The sequence below is a fragment of the Enemella evansiae genome, assembly GCF_002250705.1.
GTDB lineage: Bacteria > Actinomycetota > Actinomycetes > Propionibacteriales > Propionibacteriaceae > Enemella > Enemella evansiae.
Window position 1 is genome coordinate 121,476 of the sequence record NZ_NMVP01000002.1, and the last position, 14,950, is coordinate 136,425.

General features: G+C 69.8%; 11 protein-coding genes and 1 tRNA gene. 3 read left to right on the plus strand and 9 right to left on the minus strand.

Annotation, left to right across the window (positions count from 1 at the left end; all coding sequences use genetic code 11):
- Positions 1-5,562, minus strand: coding sequence for an ATP-binding protein (locus BI335_RS04400; protein WP_229119445.1), 5,562 nt, complete (start codon positions 5,560-5,562; stop codon positions 1-3).
- A gap of 124 nt (positions 5,563-5,686) precedes the next feature.
- Here BI335_RS04400 and BI335_RS04405 point away from each other — a divergent pair, with 124 nt between their 5' ends.
- Complete coding sequence (locus BI335_RS04405; RefSeq protein ID WP_094429780.1) at positions 5,687-6,811, plus strand: pyridoxal-phosphate dependent enzyme; 1,125 nt, start codon at positions 5,687-5,689, stop codon at positions 6,809-6,811.
- Here the strand turns inward: BI335_RS04405 and BI335_RS04410 are convergent.
- Positions 6,808-7,686, minus strand: coding sequence for a helix-turn-helix domain-containing protein (locus BI335_RS04410; protein WP_094405915.1), 879 nt, complete (start codon positions 7,684-7,686; stop codon positions 6,808-6,810). The genes BI335_RS04405 and BI335_RS04410 overlap by 4 nt on opposite strands.
- 131 nt (positions 7,687-7,817) lie before the next feature.
- Between BI335_RS04410 and BI335_RS04415 the strand changes: the two genes are divergently transcribed.
- Complete coding sequence (locus tag BI335_RS04415; RefSeq protein ID WP_094429781.1) at positions 7,818-9,260, plus strand: aldehyde dehydrogenase; 1,443 nt, start codon at positions 7,818-7,820, stop codon at positions 9,258-9,260.
- 12 nt (positions 9,261-9,272) lie between these two features.
- On the opposite strand, the gene BI335_RS04420 is transcribed toward BI335_RS04415, so the two are convergent.
- From BI335_RS04420 to BI335_RS04435, 4 genes are all read right to left on the minus strand, one after another.
- Positions 9,273-9,701 (minus strand): PIN domain-containing protein, encoded by a 429-nt coding sequence (locus BI335_RS04420; RefSeq protein WP_094429782.1) that lies wholly within the window; start codon positions 9,699-9,701, stop codon positions 9,273-9,275.
- A complete protein-coding gene (locus tag BI335_RS04425) occupies positions 9,694-10,521 on the minus strand; it encodes a hypothetical protein (protein ID WP_144009069.1) in 828 nt (275 codons plus the stop codon). Before BI335_RS04425 ends, BI335_RS04420 begins: the two co-directional genes overlap by 8 nt.
- A gap of 106 nt (positions 10,522-10,627) precedes the next feature.
- The gene (locus BI335_RS04430) at positions 10,628-11,197 is read right to left on the minus strand and encodes a GNAT family N-acetyltransferase (RefSeq protein ID WP_166646752.1); all 570 of its coding nucleotides are present in this window, start codon (positions 11,195-11,197) and stop codon (positions 10,628-10,630) included.
- A 57-nt stretch (positions 11,198-11,254) separates the two neighbouring features.
- Positions 11,255-12,589 (minus strand): HNH endonuclease signature motif containing protein, encoded by a 1,335-nt coding sequence (locus tag BI335_RS04435; protein WP_094429785.1) that lies wholly within the window; start codon positions 12,587-12,589, stop codon positions 11,255-11,257.
- Positions 12,590-12,641: 52 nt separating this feature from the next.
- On the opposite strand from BI335_RS04435, the gene BI335_RS04440 reads away from it, so the two are divergent.
- The gene (locus BI335_RS04440; protein ID WP_094355205.1) at positions 12,642-13,127 is read left to right on the plus strand and encodes a hotdog fold domain-containing protein; all 486 of its coding nucleotides are present in this window, start codon (positions 12,642-12,644) and stop codon (positions 13,125-13,127) included.
- A gap of 57 nt (positions 13,128-13,184) precedes the next feature.
- Here BI335_RS04440 and manD read toward each other — a convergent pair whose 3' ends face one another.
- From manD to BI335_RS04455, 3 genes are all read right to left on the minus strand, one after another.
- Positions 13,185-14,423, minus strand: coding sequence for a D-mannonate dehydratase ManD (gene manD, locus BI335_RS04445; RefSeq protein ID WP_094429786.1), 1,239 nt, complete (start codon positions 14,421-14,423; stop codon positions 13,185-13,187).
- 106 nt (positions 14,424-14,529) lie between these two features.
- Entirely contained in the window at positions 14,530-14,733 is a 204-nt protein-coding gene (locus BI335_RS04450; RefSeq protein WP_094355207.1) for a hypothetical protein, read from the minus strand.
- 80 nt (positions 14,734-14,813) lie between these two features.
- Positions 14,814-14,896, minus strand: a tRNA-Leu gene (locus BI335_RS04455).
- Between the last annotated feature and the right edge of the window lie 54 nt (positions 14,897-14,950).

Genomic DNA, 14,950 nt, shown 5'->3' on the forward strand with positions numbered 1-14,950 from the left:
TCAGTCGTCGCCGCCGGCGTCCTGCTGGGCGAACCGCTTCTCGATCGCGGCGATCAGCTTCGGCCGCAGCTCGGTCGGGCTGATCACCTCATCGACCGACCCGACCTCGACGGCCCGGTGGATCGAGTGGATGCCGTCGAACTCGGTCGCCAACTCACCGATCTTCTCCGCCCGCAGCTGCGGCCGCAGCTCGGCGAGCTCCAGCATCAGCGCACCGCGTTCGGTGTCATCGGCGGCCGCGATCCGTTGCTCCAAAGAGGTTGCGCGCTCATCCGCCGCCGCCCGCCGGTCCACCTCGGAGGAGAAGACGACCGCCGCGGCGGGCGCACCGCCGAGCACCGAGGCGTACGAGCCCTCGACCGCCAGCACCGTCAGCTCGGGGTTCAACCGCTTGCTGAACACCACGAACGCACCGCCGTGGTATCGGCTGATCACACAGAACACGATCGGGCCGTCGAAGTTCACCACCGCCCGGCCGATCTCGGCACCGTACTCCAGCTGAAGATTCCGCATCGACTCCGGCGATCCGTCGAACCCGGACAGGTTGGCCAGGATCACCAGCGGCCGGTTGCCGGAGGCGGCGTTGATCGCCCGGGCCACCTTCTTCGACGAACGCGGGAACAGGGTGCCCGCGGTCCAGGTGTCCGGGCCGTCGGTCGCCAGATATCCGTGCCGGGCAACGGGTTTCGACTCGATCCCGACCAGGCACACCGGATAGCCGCCGAGTCTGGTGTCGGCGACCACGGCGGTATCGGCATCGGCCATCTTCGCCCAGCGCTCCAGCATCGAGGCGTCCGCGTCGGCGACGGCCCGCATCACGGTGCGGATGTCGAAGGGCTTCTTGCGATCGGGGTTCCTGTCGACGGAGAAGATCTCCCCCACCGTCGCGAATTCACCCTCGTGCGGGAAGTCCGAGATGTCCCGATCCACCGGGTCACTGGTCTCGGTGCGCCGCGGCCGCTCCTCACCGGGCAGCACATAGCTGTGCTCGTAGTGGCTCATCAGGATGCCGAAGGCGGTCACCAGATCCGGCGCCCAGTACTGCGCCTGACCGTTGGGGCCCATCACCCGGTCGTATCCGCCGATGCCGTAGTTGTCCTCGGCCGAGACACCGCCGGAGAAGTCCAACGACTGCTTGCCGGTGAGCACCATCGCCGAATCCGGGGTCATCACCAGGATTCCCTTGGTGTGCATCAACATCGTGGCTTCGGCGTTCCAATAGGGCTGGGCGCCGACGTTGATCCCGGCGACGACGACATTGATCTCGCCGCCGTCCTGGGTGAACTCCACGATCCGCTTCAGCGCGGCCGCCACCCAGTCCATGTTCTCGGTGCCGGAGTCCATCGACACCCGGGCTCCCGCGGACAGCGCGAACCACTCGACCGGGACGCCGAGCTCCTCGGCCAGGTCGATCCCGGCGATCACCAGCCGGCACTCCGCCTCGGACAGCGCACCGAGGGAACGGGTCGGGTCACCGCTGAGCACCACCCGGGTGATGCCCTCCGGATAGATCTCGGTCGGGGTGGTCACCACCGCGGCGATGATGCCGGCCGGGTTGCTGCCCTCGGGCCGCTCCACCGGCACGAAGGCGCCATCGTCGTCGAAGTCGTATTCCACCACCGTGCCGCCGCGACCGGCGAGCAGGGGTTTCAGGTCATAGGGGTACGCCAGCCCGCGGCGGCGCGCCCGCATCGCCCGGGCCGCCGATTTGTCCAATGGCTGCAGGGGTTCCCGCGGTGGGGCGGTGACATCGGCGATCGTGCCGCGGCCGGGCGTGTTGTGGAACCGGATCGCGATCGGGCGCACCTTGCCGTTCGGGCCGGGGATCCGGCCCATGGTGAGCACCTCCTCGATCCCGGCGCCCTCGCTGAGCGGGGTGATCTTGGACTGCAGCGCGGTGAGGTGTTCCGGGTCGGCGTCCACGACCGGCCAGACGGTGACCCAGACGTGGTTCACATCCATCCGCGAACCCGCGCGGCCGCGGGCGGTCCGGACCCGGCGGATCGCCTCCAGCCCGTGCTCCACCGCCCGCTCGGCGTGCGGCAGGGCGACGGTGCGGCCCTCCTCGTCGCGGACCGCGGAGACCTGGCGCACCTGCGCCATCGCGATCAGTCGCCGGTCGGCGGGGTTGCTGCGCGCCACCGCCTCGTAGAGCAGCACGTCGTCCGGCGCATCCAGCCTGGTGACGTCGAACTCCGCGAGCCGCCACAGGTTCAGCCGGCGGCCCACCATCGGGTGGATGCCGTGCACCAGCTCGTCCTCGACCATGGTGAACTGCTCGGCCGCCGGGTCGGGACGCATGGTGAAGTAGTCCACCGGGCGGCCGTCGGTCGGGCAGATCGCGATGCTGACCCGGCGGGCGCGGCGGGTGAAGTCCTGCGATTCCAACCAGGACAGCAATCGCTGCCGCAGCTCGGGCACCTCGCCGACCTCACCCGGCCAGCGCAGATAGATCTCGACCACGTTCTGCTGGTCGTCGGCGAGCTGCTCGGCGACGGCCCGGGACAGCGGCGAATCGGCGACCAGTTCGGCCTCCTCGCCGATGGTGGAGATCACCCGGGTGTCACCGTGCCCGTCGGCGGTGTAGGAGGCGTAGACGACCGGCCGGCCGGCGACGTCGGTGACGGTCAGCCCGCGCAGATCGTATTCCAGGTAGTGCCGCTGGATCAGCACCTCGAGCATCGGCTCGATGCTCGGCAGCCCATCGGCCATCCGGTCCCGCAGGAAGCCGACCAGCTGCTCCGGGATCGCCGCCAGGGCAGCGATCCGGGCGTCCCGGTCGGCGGCGTCCGGGTCGCTGAGTGCGTCCAGTTCGGCGGCCACCCCGTCGAGCACCTCGCGGCGTTCGGCGTCCACGGCCGGCTGGTCGAACCAGCGGAACCGGATCGAGCGGGCCAGGTCACCGATGATCGGCTGGCGGCGCTGGGTGGCCCGGACGGTACGCTCCAGCAGCGCGCGGGCGCGGACGGCCCGCTCGCCGGTGGGCGGGGTGTCCCCGGCCCAGCACTGCAGCAGCCCGACGATCACATCGACGTCCCAGTTCCGCTGCTGGGCAAGGAGAATCCGGAAGACCGCCTGCTCCAGCTCCGGGGTGCGATCCAGTGCGGTGATGCCGTAGTGCGCCAGCACCCGCAGCAGCCGGTCGGCGAACACCTCGGGCAGTGCGCTGCGCTCCACGTCCAGGGTGCGCAGATAGTCGTGGAAGTGCTCGCGGGAGCTGTGCACCCGCAGTTCGGTCTGCAGTTCCTCACCGGCCGGGTGGTTGCGGAGCAGCTCGGCGATGTCGGCGAAGATGCCGATCAGCTCGCCCTCCTCGGCCTGCACGTCGATTCCGGCGGCGACCAGGTCGGGGCGCAGCGCGCGGTATTCGGCGATCAGCTCCTCGCGGCCGGTGACGTCGTGGCCGAGCAGCAGGGCACGCAGTTCGGCGAGCACGGCCCGGCCCCGCTCAACCGGGGTCGCCTCCCCCGCCGCCTCCGGCAGGTCCAGCGGCGCGGCCTCGGTCTCGGTCTGTTCGTCGTCCTCCCCCAGCGGTTCGAGCCGGGCCAGCGGCGTACCCGACTCGACCTGGGTGCCGGCGCGGACCAGCAGCTCGCGGACCCGGGAGGCGGTGGGGGCCGGCAGCACGGTCTCCATCTTCATCGATTCGAGCACCAGCACCGGGGCGCCGGCGGCGACCTCCTGGCCGACCTCGACGGGGGTGGCGACGACCAGGGCCGGGGCTGGGGAGCGCAGCACGCCGCCCTCGTCGCGGCTGATCCGGTGCGCGACGCCGTCCACCTCGACCAGGGTGGTCGGGCCCTGGCTGGCGGTGACCAGCCGATAGCGGCGGCCGTCGACGGTGATCCGGCCGTGCACCTCGTCGAGCCGGGTGAGCGCGGCCTCGACGGTGCGCGGTGGCTGACCGGGGGCGGTGATCGTCACCCGGTGCCGGTCGGGCCCGATCTGCTGGACCGCGGTGGCGTACGTGGTGCCGCCGAGCTTGAGTTCGATCTCCTGGCTGGTCTCGTGCCGCAGCTGCGGGCGGCCGCCGCTGGCGGTGGCCAGGAAGTGGGCGATCTCGGCGCGCTGGGCGTCCTCGGCGGCCAGCACGGCGGCGGCGGCCAGCGCGATGCCGGTGTGCCGGCGGGCGGACAGTCCGCCCTCGGCGCGGACCCGGTCGATCCAGCCGGTGTCGGCCCATTCCGGTTCCCCGCGGACCACCTCACCGGCGTCCAGCAGCTCGAGCAGGAAACTCTTGTTGGTGGCGCCGCCGTCGATCACCACGGTGGTCTCCTGCAGCGCGCGGCGCAGCCGGGCCAGGGCCTCGGCGCGGGTGGCGCCGTGGGCGATCACCTTGGCGATCATCGAGTCGAAGTCGGCGGGGATGGTGTCCCCCTCGGCGACACCGGTGTCGACGCGGATGCCCGGCCCGGAGCCGAACTCCAGCCGCCGGATCCGGCCCGGTGCGGGCGCGAAGTCGCGGTCCGGGTCCTCGGCGTTCAACCGGGCCTCGACGGCGTGCCCGTGCTCGACGGGCCGCTCGCCGGTCAGCGGCGTACCGCCGGCGACCTGCAGCTGCAACCCGACCAGATCCAGCCCGGTCACCGACTCGGTGATCGGGTGCTCGACCTGCAGCCGGGTGTTCACCTCCAGGAAGGCGAACTGCTTGCTCTGTGGGTGATAGAGGAACTCGACCGTGCCCGCGCCGGCGTACCCGACGGCGATCGCCAGCCGCTCGGCGGCGGCCTTCAGCTCGTCGGTCTGCTCCGCATCCAGCAGCGGCGAGGCGGATTCCTCGATCACCTTCTGGTTGCGGCGCTGCACCGAGCAGTCGCGGACGCCGACCGCCCAGGCCGTGCCCTGACCGTCGGCGATCACCTGCACCTCGACGTGCCGGGCGCCGGTGACCAGCGACTCGAGGAAGACCACCCCGCTGCCGAAGGCCCGCTCGGCCTCGTCGCGGGTGCGCTGGTAGGCGTCGGTCAGCTCGGCGGGCGAGGTGACCTTGCGGATGCCGCGGCCACCACCGCCGGCGCTGGCCTTGAGCATCAGCGGGTAGCCGATCTCCTCGGCCGCGGCGAGTGCGTCGTCGAGGGTGTCCAGGCCGCCGCGGCTCCACGGCGCGACCGGTACGCCGACCTCTTCGGCGATCAGCTTGGAGCCGATCTTGTCGCCGAGCCGGCGCATCGCGTCGCCGCTGGGGCCGAGGAAGGTGATGCCGAGCCGGGCGCAGAGGTCGGCGAAGGCCGGGTCCTCGGCGACGAAGCCCCAGCCGACCCAGACCGCGTCGGCCTCGGTCTCGACCAGGGCGCGCTCCAGCACCGCGAGGTCCAGATAGGGCCGGGCGGAGGCCGGACCCAGGGCGTACGCCTCATCGGCCTCGCGGACGAAGGCCGAGCCGGCGTCGACGTCGGTGTGCAGGGCGATGGTGCGGACGGGCTCATTGCCCCCGCTCTGCTCCCCGCTGAGACAGCGCCGCGCGTTCAGGTCGCGGACCGCGTGGATGAGGCGCATCGCTGCCTCACCGCGGTTGACGATGGCGAGCCGGGTGATCGGAGCGGTGTCGGAGGACGAAGGCACACCGCGACTCTGCCAGACCCGGGCCCGCACACGGGGACCCCAACACCCACAGATGTCGCGCCCGAGATTAGGTGGAATCCCACAACTCGGTTCCCGGGCTCGGTGAGCCCCTACGCTCATCGATATGGCAGCCGAACTCGTCGACCGCTCCGGCACCCGCTATCCGCTCACCGACCCGCGCTGGCGCGGTGAGGACGGCGGGCCGCTGGCGCTGACCCCGCTGCCGGGGATCACCGCGGACCAGGTGGATCCGGGCGAGCGGTCGCTGTGGCGCTATGCGGCGGCACTGCCGGAGCCGTTCCCGGCCGGGACGCGGGTCAGTCTGGGAGAGGGGCTGACGCCGCTGGTACCGCTGGACTGGGACGGCGTGCCGCTGCTGGCCAAGCTGGAGTGGTGCAATCCCACCGGCAGCTTCAAGGACCGCGGGGTGTCGGTGATGGTCTCCCAGCTGCGCCGGCTGGGGGCGCGGCGGGTGCTGGAGGACAGCTCCGGCAACGGTGGTTCGTCGGTGGCGGCGTACGCCGCGGCGGCCGGGATCGCGGCGAAGATCATCGTGCCGGCGGCCACCTCGGCGGCCAAGATCCTGATGAGCCGGGCATTCGGCGCCGAGATCGAACCGGTGCCCGGTACCCGCGACGAGGTGGGGGCCGAGGCCGTTCGGCAATCGGCGGAGATTCCGTATGCATCCCACAATTGGCACCCCTACTTTCTCCAGGGTGTGAAGACCCTCGGGTACGAGCTGTGGGAGCAGCTCGGCTGGGACGCACCGGACAACGTGGTGGTGGTCGCCGGGGCCGGTAGTCAGCTGATCGGGCTGGATCTGGCCTTCACCGAGCTGCTGGCCGCCGGCGCGATTGGACACCGGCCGCGGTTGTTCGTCGGTCAGCCGGCCGACTGGGCGACGATCGTGGAGGCGGTGAACGGGGTCGAGCGGGATCCGGGGCTGGTGCGGGAGCCGACCGCCGCCGAGGGCGCGTCGATCGCGAACCCGGTCCGGTTGCCGGAGGCGGTCGAGGCGGTACGCCGCAGCGGCGGCGGGGCGTACGCGGTCGGTGAGACCGAGTTGGCCGGGGCGGTGCGGAAGATCTGTGCCCGGGGGTTGTACGCCGAGCCGACCAGTGCGGTCGCGGTCGCCGCCCTCGACCACTTCATCGGCACCGGCGACATCCGGGCCGGGGAGCGGACCGTGCTGGTGCTGTCGGGCAGCGGGCTGAAATCGGCCGAGCGGATGGCGGGGGTGTTCGGCTAACCCCGGCGGACCACGGCGGGGGTGATCCCGAATCGGGCCTTGAACACCCGGGTCAGATGAGCCTGATCGCGGAAGCCGCGGGCGGCGGCAATCGCCATGATGCTGCGGCCGGCGAGCTGCGGGTCACCCAGGTCCGCGCGGACGGCGTCCAGGCGCAGGTTGCGGATGGTCTCGGCCAGGGTCCACTCCTGATCCTGGAAGAGCCGGTGCAGGGTGCGGACCGACATGCCGTGGTGGGCGGCGAGGGCGGCCACACCGAGGTCGGGGTCGCCGAGGCGCTGCCGGATGTGGCCCAGCACGGCGGCCCGCAGCGCATCGTCGGGGGCGAGGGGTGCCTCGTGTTCGAGGGCCAGTCCGGTGAGCAGGTTGACCGTCGCCCGGCCGAGCAGCACCGCCGCGTCGGCGCGGACCGGACCGTCGACGACGGCGGTGTCGAGCAGCTGGGTGAGAACCGCGGCCGGGCCCTGCTCGGTGAACCGGTGCGCCAGCACCGCAGCCAGGGTGCGGGCTGGGAGCGCGAGCAGATCCCGGGGAACCGTCATCACGGTGCAGCTCCAGCGATCCTCGGCGCGCAGCTGGTAGGGGCGGGCGGTGTCATAGAGGACCAGCTGACCGGGGCCGATCCGGAGCTCGCCCTCCCGCTCGCGGTGCAGCACGAGTTCCCCGGAGCGGACCGCACACACCTTGACCGGGGTCGTGTCGGCGCCGCGGATCGCGCGCGCCGTGCGGCGCAACACCTGGGGCGTACCGGCCATTCGGAACGCGGCGACCTCACCGAGCGCCGCCTGCCGGACGCGGCCCGCACCGGGGCCGACCGCCAGCCCGAAAGCGCCGGCCATCTGCTCGGCCCACGGGGAGTCGACGTCGGCGGTCATCGGCCTCCTCGCCTCGTGCTGGGGCTGGCACGATTCGACCAGAACCCGGGCACCCGGGGTCAACGCTGCACCGGGTGATGCGGTCAGGCTAGCGCGGAGAGCCGAGCCCGCGTCCAGACCGGAGGTATCCCATGACCATCAGCTACCAGACCCTGTTCATCGGTGGCGAGTGGATCGCGCCGAGCAGTTCGGAGGTGATCGCGCCGATCAATCCGAGCACCGAGGAGGTCGCCGGAACGGTGCCGGCGGGGCAATCGGCCGACATCGACGCCGCGGTCGATGCCGCGCGGCGGGCCTTCGACGATCCGTTCGGCTGGTCGGCATGGGAACCGGAGCGGCGGGCGGAGCTGATGGAACGGCTCGCCGGGGAGCTCGATGCCCGCGCGGATGGGTTCGTGGAGCGGGTCAGTTCGCAGAACGGGATGCCGGTGGCGGTGGCCCGTCAGCTCGAGGTCGGCTATCCGAGTGCGGTGCTGCGCTATTACGCCGGGCTGGCCGCCAAGGGCGGGTTCGACGAGGTCCGGCCGGGCTTCTTCGGCGGCGAGATCGAGGTACGCCGCCGCCCGCTCGGGGTGGTCGCCGCGGTCGTGCCGTGGAATTTCCCGCAGGCGCTGACGATGTTCAAGTTGGCACCGGCGCTGGCGGCGGGTTGCACGCTGGTGATCAAGCCCTCCCCGGAGACGGTGCTGGACGCGTTCCTGCTGGCCGAGGCGGTGGAGGCGGCGGGGTTGCCGGCCGGGGTGGTCAACGTGGTGCCCGCCGGACGGGAGGTGGGGGCGTACCTGGTCGCCCATCCGGGGGTGGACAAGGTCGCGTTCACCGGTTCGACGGCGGCGGGCCGGGCGATCGCGGAGACCTGCGGTCGGCTGCTGCGGCCGGTCACCCTTGAGCTGGGCGGCAAGTCGGCGGCGATCGTGCTGGAGGATGCCGAGTTGGATCTGGCGCAGATCGGCGAGGGGTTGTTCACCTCGACACTGTTGAACAATGGGCAGACCTGTTTTCTCGGGACCCGGGTGCTGGCGCCGCGGAGCCGGTACGGGGAGGTGGTGGACGCGTTCAGTGCCTTTGCCACGAGCCTGCAGGTCGGGCCGGCCTCGGCGCCGGAGACCCAGATCGGGCCGATGGCGACCGCCGCGCAGCGGGATCGGGTGGAGGCCTACATCGCCAAGGGCCGCTCGGAGCACGGCCAGATCACCGCTGGCGGGAAGCGGCCGGAGTTGGATCGCGGCTTCTTCGTCGAACCGACGGTCTTCGCCGGGTTGAGCAATTCCTCGACGCTGGCCCGGGAGGAGATCTTCGGGCCAGTACTGACGGTGATCGCCTACGACGGTGTGGATGATGCGGTGCGGATCGCGAACGACTCCGACTTCGGCCTGGGCGGCACGATCTGGACCGCCGATCCCGAGCGCGGCGCGGAGGTCGCGCGCCGGGTGCGAACCGGCACGATCGGGGTGAACCGCTACCTCCCGGATCCGGCGGCGCCGTTCGGTGGGGTGAAGAACAGCGGCATCGGCCGGGAACTGGGTCCGGAGGGGCTGGCGGCGTACCAGCAGTTGCAGAGCGTGTATCTCTGAGGCTCGGCCGCGTCATTCATCCGGGCGGAGCAGGGTCAACCCCGGCGCGTCTACGAAGATGCCGTCGCCCGAGGCCAGCGGGATCTCATAGGCGATGGCCGTCGCGGCGATCCAGCAATCTCCCATATGGATCTTCTCGGCCAACTGGCGACCCTGCCTCCTGCACAGTGCCCGCAGCCGCGCCCAGGCCTCGGTCACGTCGTCATTGACCGGGGCAAGTGCAACTGCCGCGAGACTGGCATCCAGCTGAGCGAGCTTCTTCTGCCCCCAGTCCTTGACGAGTGCGCCGAACTGCACCTCTGCCTTCGTCTGCACGCTGATCGCAACCGCTCTGCCGGTGATCATTCGCCTCAGCGAGGCGTCTTCCGGTCGTGCATTACGCGGGGTCATGATCACCCGACTGAAGACATCGGTGTCGACCAGGACGAGGTCGTCACGCATGGATGCTCGCCAAGAAGTCGTCGAGTTCTTCCGGACTGAGATCTATCGGCTCAGGTTCGCGGATAGCGGCCTGCTGCACGGACTGCTCGAGATCGGGATCGACGCGCCCTAGCACTCCGGGCACGTCAGATGCCGACACGATGACCCCGACCATCCTGGGCGTGCTCTCCCGATCCACAAACCGCCCCTGAGCGGTGACTCGTGATCCCACCAGTTTGGCGGCGGCCGCTGCGTCGACCACGTCACGTAGTTCGACCGTGTTGTGGGCCACATCGCGAATCCGGAATCTGGCCGTGTGCAGGTCGACCATCTCCAGGACGCCATGGACCGTCCTTTCCGTCCCCCCTGGTTCCTCGGGTGGGGACCAGATATCTCGGTTGAGGTCGGCAGTCCGGATCTTGATCGTCGGATGCCCATCGCCCGCGATCTCAGCGTCGACCGCGTTCCTCTTCAACTCACGAACGAAGACAGACATCTGGCTGGCAACCGACTCAGACACCGTTGGCGAGCGTTCGTTCTGGGACAGATCCCGCGCGAGCTGCCAGAAATTCTGATCGGCCGTCTGACTGATCGAGTCCTCGACGTCAAGCGCGGCATCGTCGCCGATCTCAAAAGTGATTGTGGTGCTGCCGGGCTTCAACCCGAACCGGACCGAACTGAGTTGCTCGAGAACCGAATCGGTGCGGCCCAGACCCTGCCTGTCTGCTGCGGCTCTGGTGACACGATAGATGAGGTCGCGGAACGCCTCGATCAGCGCGACCCCTTCGAGAGCGCTGAGCTCACCGTCCGGGGCCGTATGCCCCTTGAGCCGCAACTGCACTTGCCGAGTCATCAGACCTCCCGGTACTTCGTAGCTCGATGACGCAATAAGACTAGAAAAGCACGCCGACAACGCGCACCAGGAGCTCATCGCGATTGGGTCACAATCAGTCGCGGCGCATCCGGTGCATCGGGCGGTGGTACCAGACCGGTCCGCAGGAGAACTCCCCCGCCTCGACCTCGAAGCCGTTGCGGCGATAGAAGGCCTCGGCGCGCGGGTTGCCGATCAGCACCCACAGATGTGCGGATTGCCGGTCCGGGAGGGCCAGGTCGAGCATGGTCTGGGCGAGGCCGGCGCCGTGGGCCTCGGGGCGCAGGTAGAGGTGGTTGAGCTGCCGGAAGTTGCCCGGTGGCAGCGCGATGCCGAGACCGAGCTCCCACTGCTGCGGGACATAGGTGACCACCCCGGTGCCGACGATCCGGTCGCCGTGCAGGGCGAGCCAGGTGCGACGCTCGGGCTGGTGGCCGGTCGCTTCGGCGCGCTGCTCGGCGGCGAAGCCGGCCTCGCGTTCGGCGGTGAGCTCGGGCACCTCGGCGAGCCGCTCGGTAGCGAACGACGGCGGCATCAGGTCGCGGTAGGTCTCGGCCACCATCTCCGCGTCCGCCCGCGCGTACGCCGCGGCGTCGGCGGGCAGGGCCCGGCGTACCACGAACTCGAAGTGGGTGTGCTCGTCCATCGAGTCCTCTCGCATCGGATCGTGAGGGGTGCCTGAGGACAATAGCGCCGGGCGGCCTCATACCGGCACCAGTTCGCGGAAACGGGCATGGCGGCGTGGCCTGCGGTCCGGGTCGTACAGTGCCGGTGGGATGATCGTCGGAATCCCTGTCATTATTCGGATCGCCCAGCGGTGTGGCTGGTCGGCGTCCCATGGTCCGTCGCGCGCGGGTTCGACCATCCGGTGATGATGCGGGCAGAGCAGGACCAGGTTGTCGAGGCGGGTGTGGCCGCCGAAATACCACGGTTTCACGTGGTGGGCCTCGCAGTCGTCGGGCGGTCGATCGCAGCCCGGAAAGACGCAACCGCGGTCGCGCGCGACCAGCGCTGCCCGGATCGGCTGCGTCACCAGCCGTTCACTACGGCCCACATCGAGCGGCATCCCGTTGCCGTTGAGGGTGATCGGGATGATCTCGGCGTCGCAGGCGAGCCGGCGTACTTCCGTCGCGGAGAGCCGCTCGCCGGAGTCGAGGTCGGTCGCGCCGAGGCCGGTACGCAGCTTCTCCAGCGACACCAGGACACTGATCCGTGGCCGGTCGCCGGCGCGTTGCGGGGCGCGACCGCTCGCCAGCGCACGACGGACCAGCACCAGCAGCGCGTCCGCGCGGGCCTGGGCGCGGGTCATCGGCACCTGCTGGTGCTTCGGCTGCTCGGCGCTGCGGGCCCAGATGGATTGGGTGTACGCCTCCAGGACGGCCTTGAGCTCCGCCCCGTCGGCGAGCGGGAGCTTGCCGGCGATGATCATCGAGCCCACGCCGTCGGGGGTGAGGGTGAGTCGTCGGTTCTGCTGGGCGAGCTTCTCCTCCGCCTCGAGGCGGCCGGCCTCGCGCTCGTCGGCGCCGTCGGGGTCGATGGTCTGCCACAGGTAAGTGGACAGTCGGCGGAGCGCCGTCGGGTCGTGACTGTCGGCGAACCCGACCATCAACCGCTCCGCCCGATCGCGCTCCGTCGCGGCCAGGTCGTCGGGCAGGTCGCTCAGTCCGTAGAGAATTCCGCGCAGTTGCTCGTCGGAGACTCGACCCTGCCGGACCGCTTCGGCGACTCGGGGAGCGCGATCGAGCTCGAGCGCCTCACGTACCAGCTCGCGGGCCCGCCGGCCGGTGTGCCGATGTTCACTGGTGAGGTACACCGCGGTTGAGCACAGGTGCTCCTGCTCGGCCGCCTGCTGGTGTTCCACCTGCGCGATGACCTTGGCCCGCAGGGCATGCGCGAGGGACACCAACGCGTCGCAGTTGTCCAACAGGGCAAGGGAATCCTTCGGGTCGAGGAGCTCAATCCGATCGGCACCGGGCAGGATCGACTCGACCATCTCAATGGTGATCGTGGTCGGCTTCGCTGCCGTGCTCGTGCTCATGAATCCAGTCAAACAGGTGCCACTGACAGTCACCCTCGCGTACCCTGCTGACGTGGCTCAACAGACCTTCGACCTCTATCAGCGCGTCAGCCAGTGGCCGGCGGGCAAGCGCATCTTCTCGGTGCTCTTCGCGTTCAAGGCGCCCTATTTCGCGACGGTGATGCCGCAGGTGCGCGAGGTGCGGGAGAACTACGCCGAGCTCACCATCCGAAACCGCTGGCGCGTACACAATCACATCGGCACGCTGCACGCGATCGCCGCCTGCAATGGGCTCGAGGCGGCGATGGGGCTGCTCGCCGAGGCGACCTGCCCGGCCGAGCTGCGCTGGCTGCCGCGCGGGCTGACCGTCAGCTACCTGCAGAAGGCGACCACCGACCTGACCTGCATCGCCGAGACCGATCCCGAGCAGTGGGCGAACACGCCCGGTGACGTCGAGGTGCGGGTCAAGGCGGTACGCACCGATGGCGTGGTCGCGGTCGAGGGCATCATCCCGGTTTACGTGTCTGCAAAGAAGAAGCGGACGGCGAGCGTCGGCTGAGCAGCCAGGTTCATCTCGACACGCTCGCTGCGCGAGCTGCTCGATGACCGTTGGATCTCACCAGTCGTGCATCGTGCCGTCGGCGAGACGGTTGAACGGCAGGTACGCCCGCTCGTAGGGGAACCGCTCGGCCGCCTCCACATCGAGTTCGACACCCAACCCGGGTTGCTCCCCCGGATGCAGCAGCCCGTCCCGCCAGCTGAACGACTGTTGGAACACCTCGTCGGTCCGCTCGCCGTGCTTCATGTACTCCTGGATGCCGAAGTTGTGGATGGCCAGCCCGAGATGCAACGCCGCCGCCATCCCCACCGGGGAGATGTCGGTGGGGCCGTGCATACCGGACTTCACCTGGTACATCGCCGCATAGTCGAGGGTCTTCTTCAGCGGAGTGATCCCGCCCATGTGGGTCACCGCGCCGCGCACGTAGTCGATCAGCTGATCGCGGATCAGATCCTTGAAATCCCAAGCGGTGTTGAAAACCTCGCCGATCGCCAGCGGTGTGGTGGTGTGCTGGCGGACGAGCTTCAGCGCCTCCTGGTTCTCCGCCGGCGTGCAGTCCTCCAGCCAGAACAGGTCATAGGGCTCCAGCGCCTTGCCGAGCTGCGCCGCCTGTAGCGGCGTCATCCGGTGGTGCCCGTCGTGCAGCAGCGGGATCTCGGGCCCGAACTCGGCACGAACCGCCTCGAAGACCGTCGGCAGGTGCCGCAGGTACGCGCGGGTGTCCCAGTCCTCCTGCTTCGGCAACGGCCCCCGCTGCGCGGGCTCGTAGTCGTAGCGTTCACCCGAGGCACCACCGGGCGCCGCCTGCGCGGCGATACCGTAGATCGCCTTCAGTCCCGGTACGCCGGTCTGCACCCGGATCGCCCGGTATCCCTGCTCCAGATGGGATCGGATGCTGTCGAACAGCTCCGACAGATCCCGGCCGGAAGCGTGCCCGTAGGCCAACAGTCCGTCCCGGCTGGCACCGCCGAGCAGTTGGTAGACCGGCAGCCCGGCCGCCTTGCCCTTGATGTCCCACAGCGCCATGTCGACCGCGGCACTCGCGGCCATCGTCACCGGCCCGCGCCGCCAATAGGCACTGCGATAGAGGAACTGCCAGGTGTCCTCGATGCGGTGCGCGTCGACCCCGATCAGCAGCGGGATGATGTGTTCGCGCAGGTAGGCCACCACACCGAGCTCCCGCCCGTTGAGGGTGGCATCACCGAGACCGGTGAGCCCGTCGTCGGTGGTCAGTTTGAGGGTGACGAAGTTGCGGTCCGGGCTGGTGACGATGACTTCGGCGGACTCGATCTTCATGGCAGTTTTCCCTTTCGAAGTTGGGTTGGCGCGGTACTGACTCGGACCCCGTCCTCAACCATCGGCACTGACTCCACCTCTGTGTGGTCGCGTCCAGAAGCGGCTGTCAACCTATCGGATGGGTTCCGCTGCCGATGTCTGCCGGGTCGCCATCATCATCGTCATCGTCGGGCAGCGTGCTGTCGTCGAACGAGGCACCGAGCGGTTCGAAGATGTCGAGGAGGCCTTCGTCGCGTTGCGCGGCCGCCGAGTACGCATCGGCATCGAAGTCCTCGATGTGGACGTCCAGGTCGTCGGAGTCCCGGCGCACGATGAGTCCTCCTGAACCGGGGCACGCATCGACAACAGAACCCCCGGTCAGGACTGTCTGACCGGGGGTTCAAAGTGTTGTGCGCGAGAGAGGATTTGAACCTCCACGTCCCTAAGGACACTGGCACCTGAAGCCAGCGCGTCTGCCGTTCCGCCACTCGCGCTCGATGGGCATCCGTGCCCACCAGCCGGGAAACTCTAGCACGGCGACCACCGAT